Annotated in this window: 26 protein-coding genes; 23 read left to right on the top strand and 3 right to left on the bottom strand. The window is 69.4% G+C overall.

The annotated features are described in order from the left end of the window. The first annotated feature begins 64 nt into the window (after positions 1-64). The 11 genes from pafA to ACIO3S_RS12330 all read left to right on the top strand — a co-directional run bounded on the left by pafA (position 65) and on the right by ACIO3S_RS12330 (position 12,107). The gene (pafA, locus tag ACIO3S_RS12380; protein ID WP_141804837.1) at positions 65-1,426 is read left to right on the top strand and encodes a Pup--protein ligase; all 1,362 of its coding nucleotides are present in this window, start codon (positions 65-67) and stop codon (positions 1,424-1,426) included. Positions 1,427-1,539: 113 nt separating this feature from the next. Beyond that, entirely contained in the window at positions 1,540-2,520 is a 981-nt protein-coding gene (locus ACIO3S_RS12375) for an FKBP-type peptidyl-prolyl cis-trans isomerase (protein WP_350720360.1), read from the top strand. Positions 2,521-2,544: 24 nt separating this feature from the next. Beyond that, positions 2,545-3,528, top strand: a complete 984-nt coding sequence (locus ACIO3S_RS12370; protein WP_400463599.1) for a helix-turn-helix transcriptional regulator — start codon at positions 2,545-2,547, stop codon at positions 3,526-3,528. After that, positions 3,525-4,532, top strand: coding sequence for a WYL domain-containing protein (locus ACIO3S_RS12365; protein WP_350720356.1), 1,008 nt, complete (start codon positions 3,525-3,527; stop codon positions 4,530-4,532). Before ACIO3S_RS12370 ends, ACIO3S_RS12365 begins: the two co-directional genes overlap by 4 nt. Before the next feature lie 39 nt (positions 4,533-4,571). After that, positions 4,572-4,865 carry a twin-arginine translocase TatA/TatE family subunit gene (tatA, locus tag ACIO3S_RS12360; protein WP_141804833.1) on the top strand — a complete coding sequence of 98 codons (294 nt, stop codon included), beginning with the start codon at positions 4,572-4,574 and terminating at the stop codon, positions 4,863-4,865. 8 nt (positions 4,866-4,873) lie between these two features. Next, positions 4,874-5,719 carry a twin-arginine translocase subunit TatC gene (gene tatC / locus ACIO3S_RS12355; protein ID WP_350839361.1) on the top strand — a complete coding sequence of 282 codons (846 nt, stop codon included), beginning with the start codon at positions 4,874-4,876 and terminating at the stop codon, positions 5,717-5,719. Positions 5,720-5,736: 17 nt separating this feature from the next. Continuing rightward, positions 5,737-6,636, top strand: coding sequence for a diacylglycerol/lipid kinase family protein (locus ACIO3S_RS12350; RefSeq protein WP_400463594.1), 900 nt, complete (start codon positions 5,737-5,739; stop codon positions 6,634-6,636). Positions 6,637-6,666: 30 nt separating this feature from the next. Continuing rightward, entirely contained in the window at positions 6,667-9,447 is a 2,781-nt protein-coding gene (locus ACIO3S_RS12345; protein WP_400463592.1) for a DEAD/DEAH box helicase, read from the top strand. An 88-nt stretch (positions 9,448-9,535) separates the two neighbouring features. After that, positions 9,536-10,642 (top strand): ferrochelatase, encoded by a 1,107-nt coding sequence (locus tag ACIO3S_RS12340; RefSeq protein ID WP_400463589.1) that lies wholly within the window; start codon positions 9,536-9,538, stop codon positions 10,640-10,642. Positions 10,643-10,675: 33 nt separating this feature from the next. Next, entirely contained in the window at positions 10,676-11,551 is an 876-nt protein-coding gene (locus tag ACIO3S_RS12335; RefSeq protein ID WP_400463586.1) for an inositol monophosphatase family protein, read from the top strand. A gap of 265 nt (positions 11,552-11,816) precedes the next feature. Further along, a complete protein-coding gene (locus ACIO3S_RS12330; RefSeq protein WP_040755057.1) occupies positions 11,817-12,107 on the top strand; it encodes a DUF4193 domain-containing protein in 291 nt (96 codons plus the stop codon). A 140-nt stretch (positions 12,108-12,247) separates the two neighbouring features. Here the strand turns inward: ACIO3S_RS12330 and ACIO3S_RS12325 are convergent, their stop codons facing one another. Together ACIO3S_RS12325 and ACIO3S_RS12320 are read right to left on the bottom strand one after the other, a co-directional pair. Beyond that, positions 12,248-12,562: a DUF4235 domain-containing protein gene (locus tag ACIO3S_RS12325; protein WP_160023040.1), complete on the bottom strand. Its 315-nt coding sequence runs from the start codon at positions 12,560-12,562 to the stop codon at positions 12,248-12,250. Positions 12,563-12,597: 35 nt separating this feature from the next. After that, positions 12,598-13,056 carry a DUF3093 domain-containing protein gene (locus tag ACIO3S_RS12320; protein ID WP_400463581.1) on the bottom strand — a complete coding sequence of 153 codons (459 nt, stop codon included), beginning with the start codon at positions 13,054-13,056 and terminating at the stop codon, positions 12,598-12,600. A gap of 73 nt (positions 13,057-13,129) precedes the next feature. On the opposite strand from ACIO3S_RS12320, the gene dut reads away from it, so the two are divergent. The 7 genes from dut (at position 13,130) to ACIO3S_RS12285 (ending at position 18,554) form a co-directional block, all read left to right on the top strand. Next, complete coding sequence (dut, locus tag ACIO3S_RS12315; RefSeq protein WP_350720342.1) at positions 13,130-13,582, top strand: dUTP diphosphatase; 453 nt, start codon at positions 13,130-13,132, stop codon at positions 13,580-13,582. A gap of 52 nt (positions 13,583-13,634) precedes the next feature. After that, positions 13,635-14,297 (top strand): DUF3710 domain-containing protein, encoded by a 663-nt coding sequence (locus ACIO3S_RS12310; RefSeq protein ID WP_160023046.1) that lies wholly within the window; start codon positions 13,635-13,637, stop codon positions 14,295-14,297. Between the two features lie 7 nt (positions 14,298-14,304). Further along, positions 14,305-14,676: an OB-fold nucleic acid binding domain-containing protein gene (locus tag ACIO3S_RS12305; RefSeq protein ID WP_160023048.1), complete on the top strand. Its 372-nt coding sequence runs from the start codon at positions 14,305-14,307 to the stop codon at positions 14,674-14,676. A gap of 11 nt (positions 14,677-14,687) precedes the next feature. After that, a complete protein-coding gene (locus ACIO3S_RS12300) occupies positions 14,688-15,428 on the top strand; it encodes a DUF3159 domain-containing protein (protein ID WP_400463576.1) in 741 nt (246 codons plus the stop codon). Further along, positions 15,425-16,471 carry a hypothetical protein gene (locus ACIO3S_RS12295; protein WP_400463573.1) on the top strand — a complete coding sequence of 349 codons (1,047 nt, stop codon included), beginning with the start codon at positions 15,425-15,427 and terminating at the stop codon, positions 16,469-16,471. Before ACIO3S_RS12300 ends, ACIO3S_RS12295 begins: the two co-directional genes overlap by 4 nt. Positions 16,472-16,513: 42 nt before the next feature. Continuing rightward, positions 16,514-17,038, top strand: coding sequence for a cell division protein FtsQ (locus ACIO3S_RS12290; protein WP_400463570.1), 525 nt, complete (start codon positions 16,514-16,516; stop codon positions 17,036-17,038). A 79-nt stretch (positions 17,039-17,117) separates the two neighbouring features. Continuing rightward, positions 17,118-18,554 (top strand): PepSY-associated TM helix domain-containing protein, encoded by a 1,437-nt coding sequence (locus ACIO3S_RS12285; protein WP_400463567.1) that lies wholly within the window; start codon positions 17,118-17,120, stop codon positions 18,552-18,554. 1 nt (position 18,555) lies between these two features. Here the strand turns inward: ACIO3S_RS12285 and ACIO3S_RS12280 are convergent, their stop codons facing one another. Next, entirely contained in the window at positions 18,556-18,969 is a 414-nt protein-coding gene (locus ACIO3S_RS12280) for a transcriptional repressor (protein ID WP_160023058.1), read from the bottom strand. A 116-nt stretch (positions 18,970-19,085) separates the two neighbouring features. Here ACIO3S_RS12280 and rpmB point away from each other — a divergent pair, with 116 nt between their 5' ends. The 5 genes from rpmB to ACIO3S_RS12255 all read left to right on the top strand — a co-directional run bounded on the left by rpmB (position 19,086) and on the right by ACIO3S_RS12255 (position 22,032). Next, entirely contained in the window at positions 19,086-19,322 is a 237-nt protein-coding gene (gene rpmB / locus ACIO3S_RS12275) for a 50S ribosomal protein L28 (protein WP_400463564.1), read from the top strand. Next, the gene (gene rpsN / locus ACIO3S_RS12270; protein ID WP_160023062.1) at positions 19,322-19,627 is read left to right on the top strand and encodes a 30S ribosomal protein S14; all 306 of its coding nucleotides are present in this window, start codon (positions 19,322-19,324) and stop codon (positions 19,625-19,627) included. The genes rpmB and rpsN overlap by 1 nt, the downstream gene beginning before the upstream one ends. A gap of 83 nt (positions 19,628-19,710) precedes the next feature. Continuing rightward, positions 19,711-20,697 carry a permease gene (locus tag ACIO3S_RS12265; protein WP_400463561.1) on the top strand — a complete coding sequence of 329 codons (987 nt, stop codon included), beginning with the start codon at positions 19,711-19,713 and terminating at the stop codon, positions 20,695-20,697. Between the two features lie 79 nt (positions 20,698-20,776). Further along, positions 20,777-21,499 (top strand): TIGR03943 family putative permease subunit, encoded by a 723-nt coding sequence (locus tag ACIO3S_RS12260; protein WP_400463558.1) that lies wholly within the window; start codon positions 20,777-20,779, stop codon positions 21,497-21,499. Positions 21,500-21,504: 5 nt separating this feature from the next. Next, positions 21,505-22,032: a hypothetical protein gene (locus ACIO3S_RS12255; protein WP_400463555.1), complete on the top strand. Its 528-nt coding sequence runs from the start codon at positions 21,505-21,507 to the stop codon at positions 22,030-22,032. Positions 22,033-22,036: the final 4 nt, after the last annotated feature.

Below are 22,036 nucleotides of genomic sequence, written 5' to 3'. Positions count from 1 at the left end.
CGCCCCGCCGTGTCGTACCTCTGAACGCCTCCGCAGTGACCGTCGACCGTCTAGGGTTTCAGGTATGGACAGGCGCATCTTCGGCATCGAGAACGAGTACGGCGTGACCTGCACGTTCCGCGGCCAGCGGCGGCTGAGCCCGGACGAGGTGGCCCGCTATCTCTTCCGCAAGGTCGTGAGCTGGGGCCGCAGCTCGAACGTGTTTCTCAGGAACGGCGCGAGGCTCTACCTCGACGTCGGCTCCCACCCCGAGTACGCCACGCCCGAGTGCGACGACGTGATCTCGGTCGTCACCCACGACAAGGCGGGGGAGCGGATCCTGGAGGGGCTGCTCCTCGACGCCGAGCAGCGGCTGCACGACGAGGGCATCGCCGGCGACATCTACCTGTTCAAGAACAACACCGACTCGGCCGGCAACTCCTACGGCTGCCACGAGAACTATATGGTCAGCCGCGCCGGGGAGTTCTCCAAGCTCGCCGACGTGCTCATCCCGTTCCTGGTCACCCGCCAGCTGATCGTCGGCGCCGGCAAGGTCACCCACACCCCTCGGGGCGCCGGGTTCGCGGTCTCGCAGCGCGCCGAGCACATCTGGGAGGGCGTGTCGTCGGCGACGACACGGTCCCGCCCGATCATCAACACCCGCGACGAGCCGCACGCGGACGCCGAGAAGTACCGGCGACTCCACGTCATCGTCGGTGACTCGAACATGTCCGAGACCACCACGATGCTCAAGATTGCGAGCTGTCACCTGGTGCTGCGGATGATCGAGGAGGGCGTCGTCATGCGAGACATGACGATGGAGAACCCGATCCGCGCCATCCGCGAGATCGCCCACGACCTCACCGGCCGGCGCAAGGTGCGGCTGGCCAACGGCCGCGAGGCCAGCGCCCTGGACATCCAGAACGAATACCTCTCCAAGGCGCGGGAGTTCGTCGACCGCCGCGAGATCACCGACCCGACCATGATCGCCGCCCTCGACCTGTGGGAGCGCGGCCTGAAGGCGATCGAGTCCGACGACCTCTCCCTGGTCGACCGCGAGATCGACTGGGTGATCAAGTGGAAGCTGATCGACCGCTACCGCGCCAAGCACGGCCTTCCGCTGGGCCACGCGCGGGTCGCTCAGCTCGACCTCGCCTACCACGACATCCACCGCAACCGCGGCCTCTACTACCTGCTGGAGAAGAAGGGCGCGGTCAAGCGCGCGACCACCGACCTGAAGATCTTCGAGGCCAAGTCGGTTCCGCCGCAGACCACCCGCGCCCGGCTCCGTGGTGAGTTCATCAAGAAGGCGCAGGAGCGCCGCCGCGACTTCACCGTCGACTGGGTCCACCTCAAGCTCAACGACCAGGCCCAGCGCACCGTGCTGTGCAAGGACCCGCTCAAGGCGTACGACGAGCGCGTCCAGCGGCTCATCGACGGGATGTGACGACCAACCGCCTGGAAACACTGTGGGGTGGCTTCGCTGCGGGGTAACCACCGGGCGGATATGGTGTCCTCCGCTGTCGTCTATCTCCATTTCACGTCACGAAGGTTTGCACTGTGCCCACTGCTCCTCGGCCTCGTCTGCGCCACGCGCTGAGCGCGCTGGCCGTCACCCTGCTCATCCCGGCTCTGGTCGCCTGCGGCGGCGAGGAGAAGACGGGGTACGGCGACGAGACCGTCTCCGGCTTCGACGGCGTCACGGTCTCGGCCGCGGTCGACAAGGCGCCCACGCTGAAGTGGGAGTCTGCGATCGCCTATCCCAAGGACCCCAAGGTCAAGACACTGACCGAGGGCAAGGGTGAGGAGATCCCGGAGGGCCGCGGCGTCTTCGCCAAGATCTACATCGGCAACGCCACCACCCTGGACAAGGAGTGGGCCTACGAGAGCCAGGCGCCCGAGGGTGAGGAGCTCCCGGCCGAGAAGCCGTGGAGCACCATCCTGAAGGGCGCCAAGGTCGGCGACCGGATCGAGGCCATCGTCGGCTCGGCCGACCTGCTCGGCGAAGGCGGCAACCCGCAGATGGGCATCGGCAACCACGACACGCTGCTGGTCGTCGTCGACGTGGTGAAGCCCGCCGCCGACAAGACGCCGAAGGACGTCGACGCCTCCGAGCTCCCGAAGGTCGTCGAGAAGAACGGCAAGCCGACCGGGTTCGACTTCACCGGCATCGCCAAGCCGAAGGCCGACGACGGTCTCAAGCGGGCCATCGTCACCGAGGGCGACGGCGAGGAGATCACCACCGACCAGACGGTCACCGCCAACTACCTCGGGATGACCTACGGCGCCAAGAAGCCCTTCGACGAGAGCTTCAGCAAGGAGGCCGTGCCGTTCGCCCTCAACCAGGTGGTCGCGGGCTGGACCAACGGCCTGGAGGGCGTCAAGGTCGGCAGCCGTGTTCTGCTGCAGATCCCGCCGGAGCTGGGCTACGGTGCAGAGGAGAAGCCGGGCCAGGGCGGCACGCCGGGAATCCCGGCCAACAGCACGCTCTACTTCGTCATCGACGTCGTCAAGGCCGAAGACACCCCGGCGCCGCAGTAGCAGAGTCTCTAGGGGGAGAACACCGTGGCGGCGGGTAAGACCGAGCGGTTGATGAACCTGCTCATCATGCTGCTCGTGCAGCGTGACAACGTGTCGAAGGAGCGGATCCGTGAGGTCCTCTACCCGTCGTCCCACGGTGAGGCGTTCGAGAAGATGTTCGAGCGCGACAAGGAGGAGCTGCGCAGCCTCGGTGTGCCGATCGAGACCGGGGTGATCGACTCCTTCTTCGAGGACGAGATCGGCTACCGGGTCAGCCCCGAGCAGTTCGCGCTGCCGCCGATCACCCTCGAGGCCGACGAGCTCGCCGTGGTCGCCCTGGCCACCAAGGTCTGGGAGAACGCCTCGATGGCGGAGGCGACCACGGAGGCCGTACGCAAGCTCAACGCCGCCGGGCTCGAGACCGACGTCTCGGCGCTGGAGATCGTGCAGCCGCGGCTGGCTGCGGAGGAGGGCTCCTTCGACGTCTTCGTGGCCGCCACCCAGGACCGGCAGGTGGTCGAGTTCGACTACCGCGGGTCACGGGCGGCCGAGCCGTCCCACCGGCGGCTGCAGCCGTGGGGCGTGGTGCGCTACTCCGGCCGTTGGTACGCCGTCGGCCATGACGTCGACCGCGACGACACCCGCATCTTCCGGCTCTCCCGCGTTCTGGGGGAGGCTCGGGCGGTCGGCGAGCTCGACGCCTTCGAGGTGCCGGCCGAGGTTGACGTACGCGATATCGCACGGACCCTGGCGCCGGCACCGCCCACCGGGAAGGCGGTCCTGCTGCTGAGGCAGGGGAGCGGCTACACCCTCCGCAGGGCGGCCGACTCCACCGAGTCCGGGGTGACCGGGCCCGACGGCAGCGACGACTGGGACCGTGTGGTGCTGACCCGGGTGCCCGCCGACCTGGTCGGAGCGGTGCTGGGCCACGGCCCCGACGCCTACGTCGAGGAGCCCGAGGACCTGCGCCGCGAGGTCGGGACGCGGCTGGAGCAGCTGGTGGCGCGCCTGGACGGAGCCGGACGATGAGCGCGACGGGTGCGACGGGTGCCAAGGGGCAGGTCGGACGGCTGCTGACGCTGGTGCCCTACCTCTACTCCCAAGCGGACGACGTACGCCTCGACAAGGCGGCCGCCGACCTCGGTGTCGAGGAGAAGCAGCTGGTCAAGGACCTGCAGGTGCTCTTCATGTGCGGCCTGCCCGGTGGCTACCCCGACGACCTGATCGACGTCGACATCGACGCGCTGACCGAACCCGACGGCGACCGGGTCATCCGGATCTCCAACGCCGACTACCTCGATCGCCAGCTGCGGCTGACTCCGATCGAGGCCACGGCCGTGATCGTCGCGCTGCGTGCGCTGCGGGGCGGCGCGGTGGCTGCTGAGACCAAGGAAGTCGTCGACCGTACGCTGGCCAAGCTCGAGCAGGCGGCCGCCGAGGGCGCCGCCGCGAGCGTCGACCCCGGCGAGGAGCTGGTCGACACCTCGCTCGTCCAGATCCATGCCGCGATCGCGACCGCGATCGACCAGGGCCGTCAGGTACGCATCGACTACTGGGTGCCGGCGCGTGACGAGGAGTCCTCGCGGGTCATCGATCCGCGCGCGCTGGTCTCGATCCGCGACATCGAGTATCTCGACGCCTGGTGCCACACCGCCGAGGCGCCGCGCAGCTTCCGCCTCGACCGGATCAGGGGCGCCGAGGTGCTCGACACCCCGGTGGCCACCGACCCCGAGGACGGCGCGAGCGCCGAGGACGCGGCCGGGCTGCTGGAGCGTACGGACTACGGAACGGTCGTCCGGGTGCGACTGGCTCCCGAGGCCCGCTGGGTCGGTGAATACTATTCGGTGATCGACCCGGTCGAGCTGCCCGACGGCGGGCTCGAGGTGGGGCTGCGGGTCTACGACCAACGCTGGCTGACCCGCTTCCTGCTCCGGCTGGCGCCCTTCGCCGAGGTTCTCGACGAGCAAACGTTCACCGAATCGTTTGCGGCGACTGCACGGCTGGCTCTCGGCCTGTACCGTTCGGACGCGTAGACTTTTGACGTTCCCCCTAAGACGTAGATGAGGTAGTTCATGTTCACTCCATTGATCGGTATGCCGCAGGGAGCCGAGTGGCTCATCATCTTGGCGATCGTGATCCTCGTCTTCGGCGCTGCCAAGCTTCCTGAGCTCGCCCGCGGCACCGGTCAGGCGCTGCGCATCTTCAAGACCGAGACCAAGGGCCTGCGCGACGAGGACGAGAAGGAGAAGGGCGACAAGGCCGAGAAGCCGGCAGAGCTCACTGCCTCCGAGCAGGAGCGGATCGCCGAGCTCGAGCGTCGTGAGGCCGAGATCAAGGCCGAGCGCGAGCGCCTCTCCGGCAACTGAGGCCGACCTTGTCCATCGCCGGTGTTGTCGCGATCTTCCGCGGCACCCCCAAGCACCCCATCGGCGACGACGGCCGGATGGCGCTCTCCGACCACCTGCGTGAGCTCCGCGCGCGGGTGATCAAGGCATCCCTGGCCCTGGTCGTCGGGTTCGTCGTCGCGCTGTTCTTCTTCGAGCAGCTCTTCAACCTCGTCATGGACCCCTACCTCCAGGCCGTCAAGATGATGGACCAGGAGGGCGGTGCCGCCTCGCTGAGCTCCGTCAACGGCGCCGCGGGCGGCTTCATGCTCTACCTGAAGCTGTGCGGCCTGGCGGCGTTCATCGGCACCGCGCCGATCTGGCTCTACCAGATCTGGGCGTTCCTGATGCCCGGCCTGCACCCCCATGAGAAGAAGATGTCGAGGATCTTCGTGGCCGTCGCCGGCCCGCTCTTCCTCCTCGGTGTCCTGCTCGGCTACCTCACCCTGCCCAAGGGCCTGGAGATCCTGTTCGCCTTCGTCCCCGACGGCCTGACGAACATCGTGGAGTTCAGCGAGTACCTCAGCTTCCTGAGCCGTACGCTGCTGGTCTTCGGCATCGCCTTCGAGATCCCGGTCTTCGTGATCCTGCTCAACCGGATCGGCGTCCTGCCCGGTGCCGCCCTGGGCAAGTACCGCGCCTGGATCATCGTCGGCTCCTTCGTCTTCGCCGCCGTCGCGACCCCGTCGGGTGACCCGTTCACGATGACGATCATGGCCGGCCCGATGGTCGTCCTCTTCGGGATCTCCGAGGTCATCGCCCGGGCGCACGACAAGCGCAAGGCCAGCAAGCGCAAGGACATGATCGGGGATCCTGACGTCCCGTCGGTGATCTGACCACTAGTCTTCACCGGGTGACGCGTCAGATCGCCCTGCTCGCCAACCCCACCGCCGGCCGTGGCCACGCCGACCAGATCCTCGATGCGGTCACCGCGAGGCTGGCCGCCTCGGGGGCAGTCGTCGAGCACCTGATCGGCGACGACGCCGAGCACGCTCTCGAGCTGGCCCGGAAGGCGGCCGCCGATGGGGTCGACACGGTGGTGACCCTCGGCGGCGACGGCATGGTGCACATCGCCGTCCAGGCACTGGCCGAGACCGAGGTCAGCCTCGGCGTCGTCCCGCTCGGGACCGGCAACGACTTCGCACGTGCGCTCGGGATCCCGGCCGGAGACCCGCTGGCGGCCGCCGACGTGGTCGTACGCAACCACTCCCGCCGCGTCGACCTGGGCCGAAGTGGAGAGACTTGGTTCGCCACCGTTCTGGCCGCCGGGTTCGACGCAGCGGTCAACGAGCGGGCCAACGCGATGAGGTGGCCCCACGGCGACCTCCGTTACACGCTCGCCGCTCTGTCGGTGATCCGCAGCTGGAAGCCGGTGCCCTACCGGCTCGAGATCGAGGACGCGACCGGCGCGACCACGGTCCGCGAGCAAGAGGCGATGCTGCTGGCGATCGCCAACACCGAGTCCTACGGGGGAGGTCTGCGGATCGCGGCGGACTGCGACCCCGCCGACGGCCTGCTGGACGCCATCCTCATCAAGCCGGTCTCGCGCCTGGAGTTCCTGCGCGTCTTCCCGGGCGTACGCCAGGCCAAGCACCTCACCCATCCGGCTTTCGAGCGCATCCGTGCCCGCCGGATCAAGGCCTCCGCCCCCGGCGTGATCGCCTACAGCGACGGGGAGCGGCTCGGGCCGCTGCCGCTCGACGTCGAGTGCGTCCCTTCCGCTCTCGGCGTACTGGTGCCGCCGCGCGACTGACTGTCGGTGTCGGTCGATAGGCTCGGCACCATGGACGCCTCGCCAGCGGAGAAGTACGCCGCTTTCAAGCGTGACAAGGACTACCCCGTCTTCCGGGACTTTGCCTCGCTCTACGACTTCGGGCTCGACGACTTCCAGGTCGAGGCGTGCAAGGAGATCGAGGAGGGCAAGGGCGTCCTGGTCGCCGCGCCGACGGGGTCGGGCAAGACGATCGTCGGTGAGTTCGCCATCCACCTGGCGCTCGCGACCGGTCGCAAGGCGTTCTACACGACGCCGATCAAGGCGCTCTCCAACCAGAAGTACAACGACCTGGTCAAGCGCTACGGTCCCGACCAGGTCGGCCTGCTGACCGGCGACAATGTCGTCAACGGCGAGGCGCCGGTCGTGGTGATGACCACCGAGGTGCTGCGCAACATGCTCTACGCGGGCTCGCAGACCCTGATGGGCCTCGGGTTCGTGGTCATGGACGAGGTCCACTACCTCGCCGACCGCTCCCGCGGCGCGGTCTGGGAGGAGGTCATCATCCACCTACCCGAGTCGGTCTCCGTCGTCTCGCTGAGCGCGACCGTCTCCAACGCCGAGGAGTTCGGCGAGTGGCTCACCGCGGTGCGTGGTGAGACCACCACGATCATCGAGGAGAAGCGGCCGGTGCCGCTCTACCAGCATGTGATGGCGGGCCGGCGGATCATGGACCTGTTCGCCTCCTCCGACGTCGACGCGGCGGCCGGGTTCGTCAAGGAGGGCGCCCCGGTCAACGGCGAGCTCATGAGGCTGGCACGCGACGACTGGGCGGCCGGACGGATGACGGACCGGCGTACGCCCAAGGACAAGCGCAAGGGGAACGGAAACCGGCGCGTGGGCAACGGGCGGCGGGTCTGGATCCCGTCGCGCGTGGAGGTCATCACCGCCCTGCAGCGCGACAACCTGCTCCCCGCGATCAACTTCGTCTTCTCCCGGGTCGGCTGCGACGCCGCGGTCGGCCAGTGCATCCAGGCCAACCTGCGGCTGACCACGCCCGACGAGCGCGACGAGATCTTCGCCTACGTCGAGGAGGCCTGCGCCGACCTGCCCGACGAGGACCGGCACGTCCTCGGCTACCACGACTGGATCGACGGCCTGACCCGCGGCGTCGCTGCCCACCACGCGGGGCTGCTGCCGGCGTTCAAGCAGGTCGTCGAGGAGTTGTTCCTGCGCGGCCTGGTGAAGGCCGTCTTCGCCACCGAGACGCTCGCGCTGGGCATCAACATGCCCGCCCGCACGGTGGTCATCGAGAAGCTCTCGAAGTGGAACGGCGAGGCCCATGTCAACCTCTCGCCGGGGGAGTACACCCAGCTCGTCGGCCGCGCCGGCCGTCGCGGCCTCGACGTCGAGGGCCACGGCGTTGTGCTCTGGCAGCAGGGGCTCAACCCGCGTGAGCTCGCCGGCCTCGCCTCGACGCGGACCTATCCGCTGCGGTCGAGCTTCAGGCCGTCGTACAACATGGCGGTCAACCTCGTGCACCAGTTCGGCCGGGCGCGCTCGCGCGAGCTGCTGGAGCAGTCGTTCGCCCAGTTCCAGGCCGACAAGGCGGTCGTCGGGCTGGCCCGGCAGGTGCGCAAGGCGGAGGACGCGCTCGAGGGCTACCAGGAGGCTGCGACCTGCGACCGCGGCGACTTCATGGAGTACGCCGCGATCCGCCGCAAGATCTCCGACGTCGAGAAGTCTTCCTCCCGCGAGCGGCGTGCCGACCGCCGCGACGAGATCATCGAGTCGCTCTCGAAGCTGAAGATCGGCGACGTGATCGACGTGCCGACCGGCAAGTTCGCCGGGTATGCGGTCATCGTCGACCCGGGCTTCGACCCCGACGGCCCGCGTCCCTACGTGATCACCCAGGACCGGCAGGCCCGGCGCCTGGCGATGATGGACTTCAACGTGCCGATCGTCGCCCAGACCCGGCTGCGGGTGCCGAAGTCGTTCAACGGCCGCAACCCGCAGATGCGCCGCGACATGGCCTCCCGGCTGCGGGAGAAGACCCGCGACCTGCGCCCGGTCCCCTACGAGGGTTCGCCGACCGCTCGTAAGGAGCGCAAGAGCTCGGTGGAGACCCAGATCTCCGAGCTGCGGCGTGAGCTGAAGATGCATCCCTGCCACGACTGCCCCGACCGCGAGGACCACGCCCGCTGGGCCGAGCGCTGGTTCAAGCTCTCGCGTGACACCGACACGCTGCGCCGCCGGGTGGAGGCGCGTACGAACACCGTCGCGCGCACCTTCGACCGGGTCTGCGAGGTGCTGGTCGCCCTCGACTACCTCGAGGGCGAGACGGTCACCGAGCGCGGCACCCACCTGATGCGGCTCTACTCCGAGATGGACCTGGTCGCCGCCGAGGCGCTGCGCGAGGGGCTGTGGGACGACCTGACCCCCTCCGAGCTCGCCGCCGCACTCTCGGTGCTGGTCTACGAGGCCCGCCGCGCCGACGACGCCACCCCGCCCCGCCTCCCCGGCGGCCGGGTCAAGGACGTCATCGCCGAGACCGTGCGGCTGTGGGGTCAGCTCGACGCCCTCGAGCGCGACCACAAGCTCGACTTCCTACGCCAGCCCGACCTCGGCTTCGCCTGGGCCGCCTACCGCTGGACCGAGGGTGACGAGCTCGACGACGTCCTCAGCGAGGTCGAGCTCGCCGCCGGCGACTTCGTCCGCTGGGTCAAGCAGCTCATCGACCTCTGCGGCCAGGTCGCCGACGCCGCCGGCGACGTCCCGCTTCGTCGCACGGCTCGGCAGACCATGGATCTGCTCAAGCGCGGTGTGGTGGCGTACTCCTCCGTCGTGGAGTAACCCCGCCGGTCGAGCCGACGGAGCCGCCACGCTCGGCCGCAGGCGGCCTCGCGGCTCGACCAGCGGGGACGATCAATATGATGGCCGGGTGGATGTCTCTCCTTACGATGCTTTGCTGTTCGTCTCTTTCGGGGGGCCGGAGAAGACCGAGGACGTGGTGCCGTTCCTGGAGAACGTGACCCGGGGGCGGGGGATCCCGCGGGAGCGGCTGGTCGAGGTGGGGCAGCACTACTTCGATCGCGGAGGTAAGTCGCCGATCAACGACCAGAACCGGGCCTTCCTGGCGGCGCTGCGCAGCGACCTGGCAGAGAACGGGATCGACCTGCCGGTCTACTGGGGCAACCGCAACTGGGATCCCTACCTGAGCGACACGGTCGCGCAGATGCGAGCAGACGGGATCAAGCGGGCAGCGGTCTTCGCGACCAGCGCCTACTCGTCCTACTCCTCGTGTCGGCAGTACCGCGAGAACCTCTTCGAGGCGTGCGACAAGAGCGGAGACGTCGAGAGCGCGCCGGTGCTCGACAAGCTGCGGCGCTACTACAACCATCCTGGCTTCGTGGCACCGGTCGTCGACGGTGTGCTCGCCTCCCTCGAGGACCTGCCCGAGGACGAGCGTGACGGCGCGCGGATCCTCTTCGTGACCCATTCGATCCCGACCTCGATGAACGACAACGCCGGTCCCGACGGCAACGCGTACGTCGCCCAGCACCTCGACGTCGCCGAGGTGATCGCCGAGCAGGTCGCGCAGCGTCGCGGGGTCACCCACGAGTGGGACCTCGTCTACTGCAGCCGCTCCGGCGCTCCGCACATCCCGTGGCTCGAGCCGGACGTGAACGACCACCTCCAGGACCTCGCGGGCGAGGGCGTACGAGCCGTCGTGATGTGCCCGGTCGGCTTCGTCTCCGACCACATGGAGGTCGTCTACGACCTCGACACCGAGGCCATGGCCACCGCCGACAAGCTCGGGATCCACGCCCGCCGCAGCCCGACCGCGGGGGAGGACCCGCGCTTCGTGGCCGCCGTACGCGAGCTGCTGCTCGAGCGTGCCGCTGCGGAGCGCGGGGAGGCCCCTGAGCGGCCTACCGTGGGCGACCTGGGCCCCGGGCCCGACCGCTGCCCCGCAGGCTGCTGCTTCAACCAGCGCTCGCAGCTGCCGACCCTGTCCGGAGAGGACTCACCCCAGTACTCCGAGTGATCAGCCGATCAGCCGCGGCATAGGGTCGGCCCCATGACAGAGCATCCAGCGCCGGCTCAGCCCGCACCGCAGCGCCCAATTCCCAAGGCCGGAGACCTGCTCGCGCTCGCGGTGGCGACCGCCCGCGCGGCCGCCGATCTGGTTCGCCAGCGGGCCGCCGGCGTGGTCGAGGTGGCGGCCACGAAGTCGACCGCGACCGATGTGGTCACCGAGGCCGACCGGGACACCGAGGCGCTGATCCGGCGGCTGATCTCCCAGGAGCGTCCGGAGGACGCCTTCTTCGGTGAGGAGGGCGAGGAGACGATGGGCACCAGCGGCGTACGCTGGATCGTCGACCCGATCGACGGCACCGTCAACTTCCTCTACGGTCTGCCGAGCTACGCGGTCTCGATCGCGGCCGAGTACGCCGGCGAGGTCGTCGCCGGCGCGGTCGTGGACGTGCCCCGCGGCACCCTCTACGCCGCCTTCCGGCAGCCCGACGGATCGGTCGCCGCGGTCAAGGACGGCGAGCCCATCCGCGTACGTCAGCCCGCCGAGCTCGGGCAGCGGCTGATCGCCACCGGGTTCTCCTACGACGCCGAGCTCCGCCGGGTCCAGGCCGAAGCACTGGTGCGGCTGCTGCCGGTCGTACGTGACGTTCGTCGCATCGGATCAGCGGCACTGGACATCTGCGGGGTGGCCGAGGGAACGCTCGACGGCTACCTCGAGGAGGGGCTGCACCTGTGGGATCATGCCGCGGCCGGCCTGGTCGCGGAAGCCGCCGGTGCTCGCTGGGAGGCGACCACCGGCATCGGCGGTCGCCGGTTCGTCATCGTGGCACCAGCCCACGGCTACGATGAACTACGGAAAGCGGCTGTTCAGGCCGGTTTTCTGCCAGTTGACTCGCTCCCGGGTGTCGTACCCGACTGAAAGCCGCTGGTTGATGTAGATCTATGACCGGCCGGGGGCCGGGAAGGTCCCGGAGCCCCCTCGGTACAGCCGCGTTCACCCACCCGAAACTCGATGCTCATCTATACCCGTGATAGGGAATACCGCCAGATGACAGAACGTTTCGGCGACGCGGATCCGGTTGAGTGTGCGAAATCCGCGTTGATGGTGCACAATCACGGGCCGTGCCGCTGCCCTCGGGGGCGCGCGGGGGGACTGAAGATGAGTGAGAAGGGGAGTGGCGCAAATGGCGACGGACTACGACGCACCGCGTAAAAATGAAGAGGACCAGTCCGAGGAGAGCATCGAAGAGCTCAAGGCTCGTCGTCACGACAAGAACTCGGGCAAGGTTGACGAGGACGAGGCCGAGGCGGCCGAGTCGTTCGAGCTCCCGGGAGCCGACCTCAGCCACGAGGAGCTCGCGGTCGAGGTCAAGCCGAAGCAGGAGGACGAGTTCACCTGTATGAGCTGCTTCCTGGTCCACCACCGCAGCCAGCTGGCTGACGAGAAGAAGATGATCTGCTTCGACTGCGCGTAGCGCCGTCGAAAGCGCCGAGTCGGCGGATCTGCATAGCTTGCGCTAGCAAGCGCTTTGTGCAGATGCGCCGACTCGGCGAAAGCCCAGCGCAAGCCGGGCTGTGAAGCGAAGGCCGCACGGATTCCGTGCGGCCTTCTCGTCTACTTCTCGTCCTTCTCCAGCTGCTTCGGCAGCCGACCGACCGACTTCACGTAGTAGTTGGCCGCGCGCCGCTGGGCGAACATCCGCGCGAGCGCAACGGTGGCGCCGGTCGCAGCCGACCAGAGCACGGCCTCCACGAGGCGTACGTCGGGGTCGGCGGGGTTCGCCGGTGGCTTGCGTCCGGTGGACGCCTTCCAGCCGGTGGAGAGGACCTTGTTGGTGACCTTGGCGGCCCCGATTCCGCTGACGAGGGCCATGATCGCCCAGACCTTGTCAGCCTTGTCGGCTTTGTCAGCCTTGGTGGACTTGGACATACCTCGAGCCTAGGCCATGGCCGGGAGGTTGCCGCTCAGAGACTCGCTCGGAGCGCGTTGACGGTCTTCGCGAGCGCCACCGGGTGCCGGGTGAAGAGCAGCCAGTAGGGCGCCGGGTCGGCCGGGTCGTCGATGGGCACCCGAACCGCGCGCTTGAGGTAGGGACGAAGGAGCAGGTACGCCCTGGCGTCGGCGTCACGCCCCGCCAGGTGATGCGCCTCGGTCTCGTCGAGAGCGACCGCCTCGCCGAGGAAGCGCGCCTCGATCCGGGCGGGCCCGGCACGCAGGACGCCGTCGGAGATCGTGATCCTGGCGTTGCCGTAGACGATCATGGCCAGCGCGAACAGGCCGACGATCGCCGCGGTGATGCCCCACGCGAGCGCGGCCGGAACCCACAGGATGACCGCGATCCACAGGGTCGCCAGGAACATGACGCCCTGGACCCACCACCGCAGCGGCACGGTCAGTCGCTCGTCGTACGCCGGGGTGCTCACGAATCGTGAGTTTTTCACGTCGGTCAAGGGAGTCACGAATCGGGTGAGCCGTAGAGCATCTAAGGTGCGGGTTGTGTCTGATCTCGAAGTAGCCCTGGTCCGTCTCGACGCGGAGCTGCCGCCGCCTGCGTACTCCCACCCGGGCGATGCCGGAGCGGACCTGCGGACGACCGTCGACGTGAGCCTGAAGCCGGGGGAGCGCGCTCTGGTGCCGACCGGGATCGCGATGGCGCTGCCGGAGGGGTACGTCGGCCTGGTGCACCCGCGCTCCGGGCTGGCCGCCAAGCACGGGCTGTCCATCGTCAACGCCCCCGGCACCGTCGACGCCGGCTACCGCGGCGAGGTGAAGGTGGCGCTGGTCAATCTGGACCCTGTCGAGGCGATCGAGCTGCGTCGCGGCGACCGGATCGCCCAGCTGGTGATCCAGCGTGTCGAGCAGGCTCGGTTCGTCGAGGTCTCCGAATTGCCCGAGTCCGTTCGTGGAGATGGGGGATACGGTTCTACCGGGGGCTTCTCCAACCGCTGAGGGATCAGTGTTAGATAAGTCTCCTCAGAGAATCACCGCAACCTGAAAGCAGATGGTCGTGAAGTTCCGTCGCAAGTCCACGCCCTCCCACCGGGGAGAGCCATCTGCACCGGTCGAGGACGGGCCGATGGCCCCCGAGCGGCCGGTGCCGGCGGCTCCCGAGATCGGGCCGTTCGACATCGACTCCGTCCCTGACGGGCTGATCACCGGCGACTGGGTGGACCTCGGCTCGATGATGCTCGCCCCCGCGCCGGGCAAAGAGCTGCGCCTGCAGGTGGACGAGAAGTCCGGGCAGATCGCGGCCGTGATGCTGACCGCCGAGGACGGCGCCATGGAGCTGCGTGCCTTCGCCGCGCCCCGCAACGGCGACCTGTGGACCGAGTCGCTGCCGATGCTGCGCGAGGACGTCCAGCAGCGCGGCGGTGCGACCGCCGACCTGGAGGGCCCGTGGGGCACCGAGCTGATCACCCAGATGAAGGTCAAGCTGCCCGACGGCCAGCCGGCGGTCCAGCAGACCCGCATCATCGGCGTCAACGGCCCGCGCTGGATGCTCCGCGCGACCATGATGGGCCGCCCCGCGATGGAGCCGACCGCCGGCAAGGAGTGGGAGAAGCTCCTCGAGCGGGTCGTCGTGCGCCGCGGTGAGGGGGCCAAGCCCAAGGGTGAGGCGCTCGAGGTGAAGCTGCCGCCCAACGCGCGTCGCGTGGAGAAGTGAGCCGGTAGTGTCCAAGGGTCGGCTGCGCGCGAAGCTCAGCGAGTGGGCGAACACCGCCTCGATCGACGCGAGCGAGATCCGGGCGGCCTACGTCGCCAAGGATGTCGCCTCGATCGCCGACGCGCCCGACCGTGAGCCGGTGCGTCTGCGGGGGACGTTGCGTACGATCACACTGCGGCCCCGCGGCGGTGTCCCCGCCCTGGAGGCCGAGCTGTTCGACGGCTCCGGCACCCTGACGATCATCTGGCTGGGACGCCGGCGCATCGCCGGGATCAGCCCGGGCCGGTCCCTGCAGGTGCAGGGCCGCATCGGCCGTACCGATGGCCAGCGCATCATGTTCAACCCCCGCTACGAGCTGATACCGGACCCCAACGAGTGAGCCAACCACACGTGAGCCCCACCTCTGAGACCCCTGCCGACGGCCAGGGCGACGAGCACGACCACAACCATCCGACGGTCGACACCGTCGAGGCGGTCGTACGCCGTCAGATGTCCGCCGGCCTGGGCGGTGTGCGCGGGATGCTCGAGGCGGGTGTGCCCGGGCTGGTCTTCACCATCGCCTGGCTGGTGTTCAAGGACCTCAAGGTCGCGCTGATCGCCTCGGCCGCGACCGCGGCGGTCTTCCTGCTGGTCCGGCTCGTGCAGCGCTCGAGCCTGCAGTACGTCGGCAACGCCATCTTCGGCATCCTCATCGGCTTCGCGGTGGTGCGGCTTGCCCAGTCCATGGGCGGCTCGGCGGAGGAGCAGGCGCTGGCCTACTTCCTGCCCGGCATCCTGATCAGCCTGGGCTACACCGTCGTGGTCGGCGGCCTGTGCCTGATCGGCTGGCCGATCTTCGGCTTCTTCATCGGCGTCGCCAGCGGCGATCCGCTCGAGTGGCACCAGGACAAGCAGATCGTGAAGCTGTGCACGCGGCTGACCTGGCTGTTCCTGGCCCCCGGAGCGATCGGCGCGGCGATCCAGGGCCCGATCTGGTTCCTGGCCTGGAGCGGGACGATCGACCGCGACTGGGCGATCCTCGCCCTCGGCATCCTCCGCACCGGCCTCGGCTGGGCGCTGCGGATCGCCTGCTACGGCACCATGATCTGGCTTCTCGCCCGCAACCACACGCCGGTCCAGCAGGCTCGATGAACCTGCGCGGGGCCGTCATCGCCGGCGCTCTCGTCTCGCTCTCGCTGGCAGGATGCGGGAGCCCGACCGTGAGCGGCGGCGGCAAGGAGCCCTTCTCGCTGCCCGTTGGGCCGACCGAGTGGGATGCCACCGCTCCGGCCTGGTACGCCGACGGCACGCTGCACGTGGGGGAGCGGAGCGTCGAGCTCGGTGATCGCGTGGACCAGTTCGTGCTGGGCGCGACCGGCGCCTATTGGATGCGTGGCCAGACGCTGTGGTTCACCAGCGCTGAGGGCGAGACCGAGGAGGTCGAGAAGGTCGGTTGGGGCAACCTGGCGGTGTCGGCGGATCGCTCGGTCTTCGCGACCGTGGACCAGTCGCGCGGCCCGACCGACGAGTTCGGCACCCATGTGCTCCAGGTGGCGGTGTTCGACACCCGCACCGGTGAGCAGCTCTACCGAACTCCCGACCAGGAGCCCGACGGCGGCGCCGATCTGGCAGATCTCTACGGCGAGATCATGCCCCTGCTGATCGGGGTGAGCGACGAGCGCCTCTTCTTCGACCGAACCACCATCGATCTCGAGGACGGCTCCACTACGCAGGCGACCGACGGCCCAGACGGGGAGGTCTACGAAGGTTTTGCCGAGACCCTCTTCCCGGATGGCTTCCACGTCTATCTCGAAGGCGAGGGTCGGCGCCGGGAGGTAGCCGACACGTGGCTGTCCGGGGTGGGGCTGCTCTCGCCGGACCGCAGCACGATCTTCGACACCAGCGAGTGGCCCACCCAGGCCGTCGCGTACGACACAGCCACCGGGGACCAACGCCCGATCGACGCGCCCTGGGGACATTTCACGCTGGCCGGGTGGAGTGACGAGGACACGTTCTTCGGCGTCGCGCAGCGCATCGACCCGAACGCCCTCAACGTGCTGCGCGCCCAGCAGGTCGTCACCTGCGAGGTGCGGACCCTCACGTGCAAGCCGGTGAGCCCGGTGATTCCGACCGACGACGAGGACCAGGGTCAGTATCCGACCTTCCTTGTCGAGGGCGCGGCCAACGAGCTCTGAGCGCGCGGTCGGGATACGGTGCTGCGCGTGGAGCTGCGAGTGGTGAGACCGACACGCGGAAGCGTGTGGCTCTCCCTGCTCGCCACGCTCGAGATCATGACCGGTGCGGCCCTGGCCCACTTGGCCGCGGGCGGTGCGCTGCCGAGCGCCGGCTGGCTGGCCGCGGCGGCCGTGGCCGTCTTCGGCACCGGCGTCGTGGTGCTGCAGCGCCGGGTCGGGCTCCTCACCGGTGCTGTCCTGGCCGGGCTGTCCCAACTAGGTCTCCACGAGGTCTTCGTGGCGTTCGCCGCGGTGCCCGGCGCCGAGCACCATCACGCTGTCGGCACCTCGCTCGGTTCCGCAGACGGCGTCGCGATGCTCCTGGCCCACGCCTGCGCCGCGGTGCTCTCGGTCGTCGTCTGGGCGCTGCACCGCCGGGCCCTCGCCGTGGCCGTACGCAGCCTCCCGACGCCGTGGGTCCCGGTTGCCGGCCGCCTGCTCGCCGAGGTGCGGCAGATCATCCCGCAACCGGCCCTGTGGGCCCACGTCTCTCCGCGAAGGGGACCGCCGAGGCCGGCCGGCCTCTGAGATCCCTCTGCGAGCACCACCGGGTGAGTCCCGGTGGCTGTCTTGCGTACCCGAAGATTCGCGAGAAGAGAAACCTCGAATGTCCGTTCCGACCCAGTTCCAGACCGTCCCGCCGGCCGAGCCACAGACGCAGGCGCCCGGCGCCAGGCTCGGCTGGTGGCCGATGATCCGCCCGCTCGTGCTGCGGCTCCACTTCTACGCCGGGGTGCTGGTCGCCCCGTTCATCCTGGTCGCCTCGGTGACCGGGCTGCTCTACACGATCGCCCCGCAGGTCGAGCAGATCGCCTACCACGACCTGACCCACGTCACCCCGTCAGGCGATCGGGCGACGCTCGCCGAGCAGGTCGCTGCCGCCCGGGCGAGCCACCCCGATGGCGACATCCTCCGCGTGGACGTGCCGCCCGCCGCCGACCGCAGCACCCGGGTCGTCTTCACCGACGAGACCGTGCCCGACGACTACGCCATGTCGGTCTTCGTCAACCCCTACACCGCCGGCGTGGAGGGTCAGGTACGCAGCTACGGGCAATGGCTCGGGTTCCGGGCGTGGCTCGACGAGCTGCACCGCAACCTCCACCTGGGCGCCTTCGGGCGTCACTACAGCGAGCTCGCCGCGAGCTGGCTGTGGGTGGTCGCCCTCGGCGGGCTGATGCTGTGGATCGGCAAGGGACGCCGAGACCGGCGGGCGCGCCGGCTGGTCACTCCCGACCCGGCGGCCACCGGACGCTCCCGGGTGATGTCGTGGCACGCCGTCATCGGCGTGTGGGTCCTGCTGGGCGTACTGGCGCTGTCGGTCTCGGGGCTGACCTGGTCACGCTTCGCCGGGGCGAACATCGGCGAGGTGCGTACCGCGCTGTCGTGGACCGAGCCCACGCCAGCCACCTCGCTGCACACCGGCGGCGCCGCGGACGAGCGCGCGCACCACGCCGCCTCGGGGGCTACGGCAGGCTCCGGTGACCCGGATGCGGTCTTCTCCGACGGGGCGGGCGTCGACGGGGTCCTCGCCACCGCGCGGGAGGCCGGGCTGGGCGATCCGCTCTACCTGGTCCCGCCGGCCGACGGCGCCAGCGCGTGGACGGCGGCGGAGAACAAGCGTGACTGGCCGACCCGCTACGACGCGATCAGCGTGGACCCCACCACGGGCACGATGCTGGACCGGGTCGACTTCGCCGACTGGCCGGTCATGGCCAAGCTGACCGACTGGGTCATCGGCGCCCACATGGGCATCCTGTTCGGCATCGTCAACCAGATCGTGCTGGCGGCACTGGCGATCGGCCTGATCGTGATGACCGTGCTCGGCTACCGGATGTGGTGGCTGCGGCGTCCGCGCGGCGCGAGCCGGCTGCGGTTCGGCCGGCCGGTGCCGCGCGGCGCCTGGCGCCGGCTGCCGGTGCCCGTGCTCGTGGGCGGCCTGGCGGTGACCGCGCTCGTCGGCTGGTTCGTCCCGCTGCTGGGGATCAGCCTGGTCGCGTTCTGTGTGATCGACGCCGCGCTGGGCGCGGTGCGGCGGCGCAGCTGAGTCAGGAGGCGGCGCAGGCGGCGCAGAGGCCGAAGATCTCCACGGTGTGGTTGACGTCGGTGAAGCCGTTCTGCGCCGCCACCTTGTCGGCCCAGGTCTCCACGGCCGGGCCCTCGATCTCCACGGCCTTGCCGCAGCTGCGGCACACTAGGTGGTGGTGATGGGTCGTGGAGGCGTCGCCGCACAGCCGGTAGGTGGACTCACCGTCGGGCTTGTGGATCACGTCGGCGAGTCCGTCGTCGACGAAGATCTGCAGGTGGCGGTAGACCGTGGAGAGGCCGATCTTCTCGCCGTTGGCTCGCAGCGTGGCGTAGACGTCCTGAGCGCTGCGGAAGGTGTCCTCGGCGGCGAGAGCCTCCTTCACCGCGGCGCCCTGGTTGGTTGCGCGCCGCTTGACCTGCTGGGTTGGTGCCATGGGCGCCATGTTAGTCGGTATCGGTATGGATCCCGTGTCCAGCAGGGCGGTCGATGACACCGCATCCGGCACCTGTGTCATAATGGGAACGATTCCCAATAAGACGAAAGGCTGCCATGTCCCGCACGTGTCAGGTCACCGGAGCCCGCCCCGGCTTCGGCAACAACCGCCCCTGGTCCAAGAAGGCGACCCGGCGACGCTGGGAGGTGAACCTGCAGAAGAAGACCTACTACGTCCCCAGTCTGGGTCGGAAGGTCACGCTGCGGCTCAGCACCAACGCGATCAAGCGGATCGACGTACGCGGCATCGACGCCGTCGTCGCCGAGATGCTCGTCCGAGGGGAGAAGGTCTGATGGCCAAGAAGTCCAAGATCGCGGCCGAGGCCAAGCGCCGCGAGATCGTGGAGCGGTATGCAGCACGCCGGGCCGAGATCAAGGAGCGCATCCGCACCGCCGAGCCGGGCTCGGCCGAGCAGGCCGAGGCCGTCCGCGCCCTGTCCCGCCTGCCGCGCGACTCCTCGCCCGTACGCCTGCGCAACCGCGACCAGGTCGACGGCCGGCCGCGGGGCTATCTGCGCAAGGCCGGGGTGTCCCGGATCCGGTTCCGCGAGCTCGCGCACAAGGGCCATCTGCCGGGAATCACCAAGTCCAGCTGGTGACTTCGGCAAAAGCCTAACCGAAACCATTCCGAGTCGGCGAGGCGCTACCTGGGCGTCATCGGGCTGTGCTAAACACACGCTCCATGAGTACGAAGACCCCAGTGCGGGCAGCCGAGAAGTCTGGGTTCAGGCTGGGGCAGACCGAGGTCGTGGCGATCGTCCTGCTCGTCATCCTGCTCTCCCAGCGCTGGCTGCTGCCGCTGTTGGACCATGACCTGTTCAACACCTGGGGCACCATCTTCGTCGCCATCGTGGTGCAGTCGGCTCCGTTCCTGCTCGGTGGCGTGCTGCTCAGCGCCGTCATCTCGACTTTTCTCTCGGAGAAGGCGCTGAGCAAGATCGTGCCCAAGAGCCCGGCGCTCGGCGTCCCGGTCGCCGGCCTGGCCGGGATCGGGCTGCCGGGCTGCGAGTGCGCGGCGGTGCCGGTGACCAACTCGCTGATCCGCCGCGGGGTGGCGCCGGCGGTCGCGCTGACGTTCCTGCTGGCCGCGCCCGCGGTCAACCCGGCGGTGCTCGTCTCGACCGCGGTCGCCTTCCCCGGCCAGCCGGTGATTGTGCTGGCACGCTTCCTGGCGTCGCTGATCACCGCGGTGGCGGTCGGCTGGATCATGCTCGCCCGCGGCAAGCTGCTGCTCGAGCGGCTGACCAACCTGGGCCGCGACGAGCACGCCCACGGGCGTTCGTTCCTCGGCAACGTCAGCCACGACTTCCTGCACGCCTCCGGCTTCCTGGTGCTCGGCGCGATGCTGGCCGCGGCGGTCAACACCTTCGTACCTCGCTCGGTGGTCAACACCGTCGCCGGTCAGGCGGTGCTGGGGATCGCCACGCTGGCGCTGTTCGCGTTCATCGTGGCGCTCTGCTCGGAGTCCGACGCCTTCGTCGCGGCCTCGTTCACCGCGTTCTCCGACACCGCGAAGCTGGTCTTCCTCGTCGTCGGCCCGGCGATGGACATCAAGCTCGCCTCGATGGAGGCCGGCCAGTTCGGCATGGGCTTCGCGCTTCGCTTCGTACCCTTGGTGATCATCACGGCGGTCGCCTCCGCTGTCGGCATCGGATGGTGGCTCCTGTGAGCGAGCGTCAGCGAGTGAACCAGACAATCAACGCGCGGTCGCGTCCGTACGATGGCGCTTGCGCTACGGAGGTGACCGCGTGACTCGTACAACTCAGGCCCTGGTCGTCGGCTTCCTCGGCGCCGTCCTGCTGCGGCTCTCGCTCGGCGACGGCTATCTGAGGTACGTCACCGGCTGGATGAAGTGGCCGCTGGTCGCCACCGGCGTGGTGCTGCTCGGGCTGACCGTGTGGATGCTGCTGCGCCCCGCGCCGGACGACCATGGCGGCGAGGACGGGGAGGACGGCGACGCCCACGCCACCCACGACCACAAGGTCCCGGCGATGACCTGGCTGGCGCTCGTGCCCGGCGTGATCGTCTTCGTCGCCAGCCCGCCGTCCCTGGGCGCCTACCTCGCCGAGCGACGTGCCGACGACCCGGTCGCGGCGGCCCCGGATGCCGAGATCCTGCCGCTGCCCGCCTCCGACGGGCCGGTCGACGTCGAGGTCGCCGAGTTCATGTGGCGTGCCGGGGTCGAGGATGGCGCGACGATCAAGGACCGCGACGTACGCCTCACCGGCTTCGTCAGCACCGACGAGAACGGCAACTGGTACGTCACCCGCATCGCCATCGCCTGCTGTGCCGCCGACGCGAGCGCCTCACGGGTGCGGGTGGAGGACTACGACGACGCCCCGGAGCGCGACTCGTGGGTCGCGGTCACCGGTCGCTGGGTCGAGGGCACCGCGCCGGGCGGCAAGTCGGAGACGGCCATCGAGGCCGCCTCCGTTGAGCCGCGCGAGGCGCCGGCCAACACCTACCAGTGAGCACGATGGGCGACCCACGACGCTCCGGCAACCCCGCCCGCCGCGCTGAGGCGCAGCGTGAGCCGACGTGGCACGACCGGCTCCCGCATCCGCCGCGTGCTCTGATCATCGGCGTGCTCATCGCGGTCGCGATCGGCGTCGTGGTGCTCACCCGCGACCTCGGCGGTGGGGACGCTCCGGCGGCCTCCGCCCCCTCGGCTGCGACCTCGTCGGCCGCTCCGGTCGCGTCGGGGCCGGTCGCGTCTCTGGAGGAGTTCTGCGGCGCCGTACAGACCATGGCGAACGCCCACGCGACCCAGATGTCCACCCCGAACGACGAGAACGAGACCGCGCTCGGTCTGGCGGCGACGAGCCTGCAGTCGATGGGCGTTCCCGAAGGTACGCCGGCGGCAGCTGTCGAGGGCGTGCGGATGATGGTCGAGGACGCTCTGCGAACCGGCCGCGGTGAGGACCCGCTGGAGCGCGGCGAGGCCCAGAACCTCGCCTACGAGCGCCTCGGCGAGTTCCTCACCGAGAGCTGCGGCGCCGCCTGAGACC

Origin of the sequence: Nocardioides sp. NPDC087217 (assembly GCF_044744805.1) — a bacterium.
Taxonomy (GTDB): domain Bacteria; phylum Actinomycetota; class Actinomycetes; order Propionibacteriales; family Nocardioidaceae; genus Nocardioides.
This window is presented reverse-complemented; position numbering and strand designations above follow the sequence as displayed.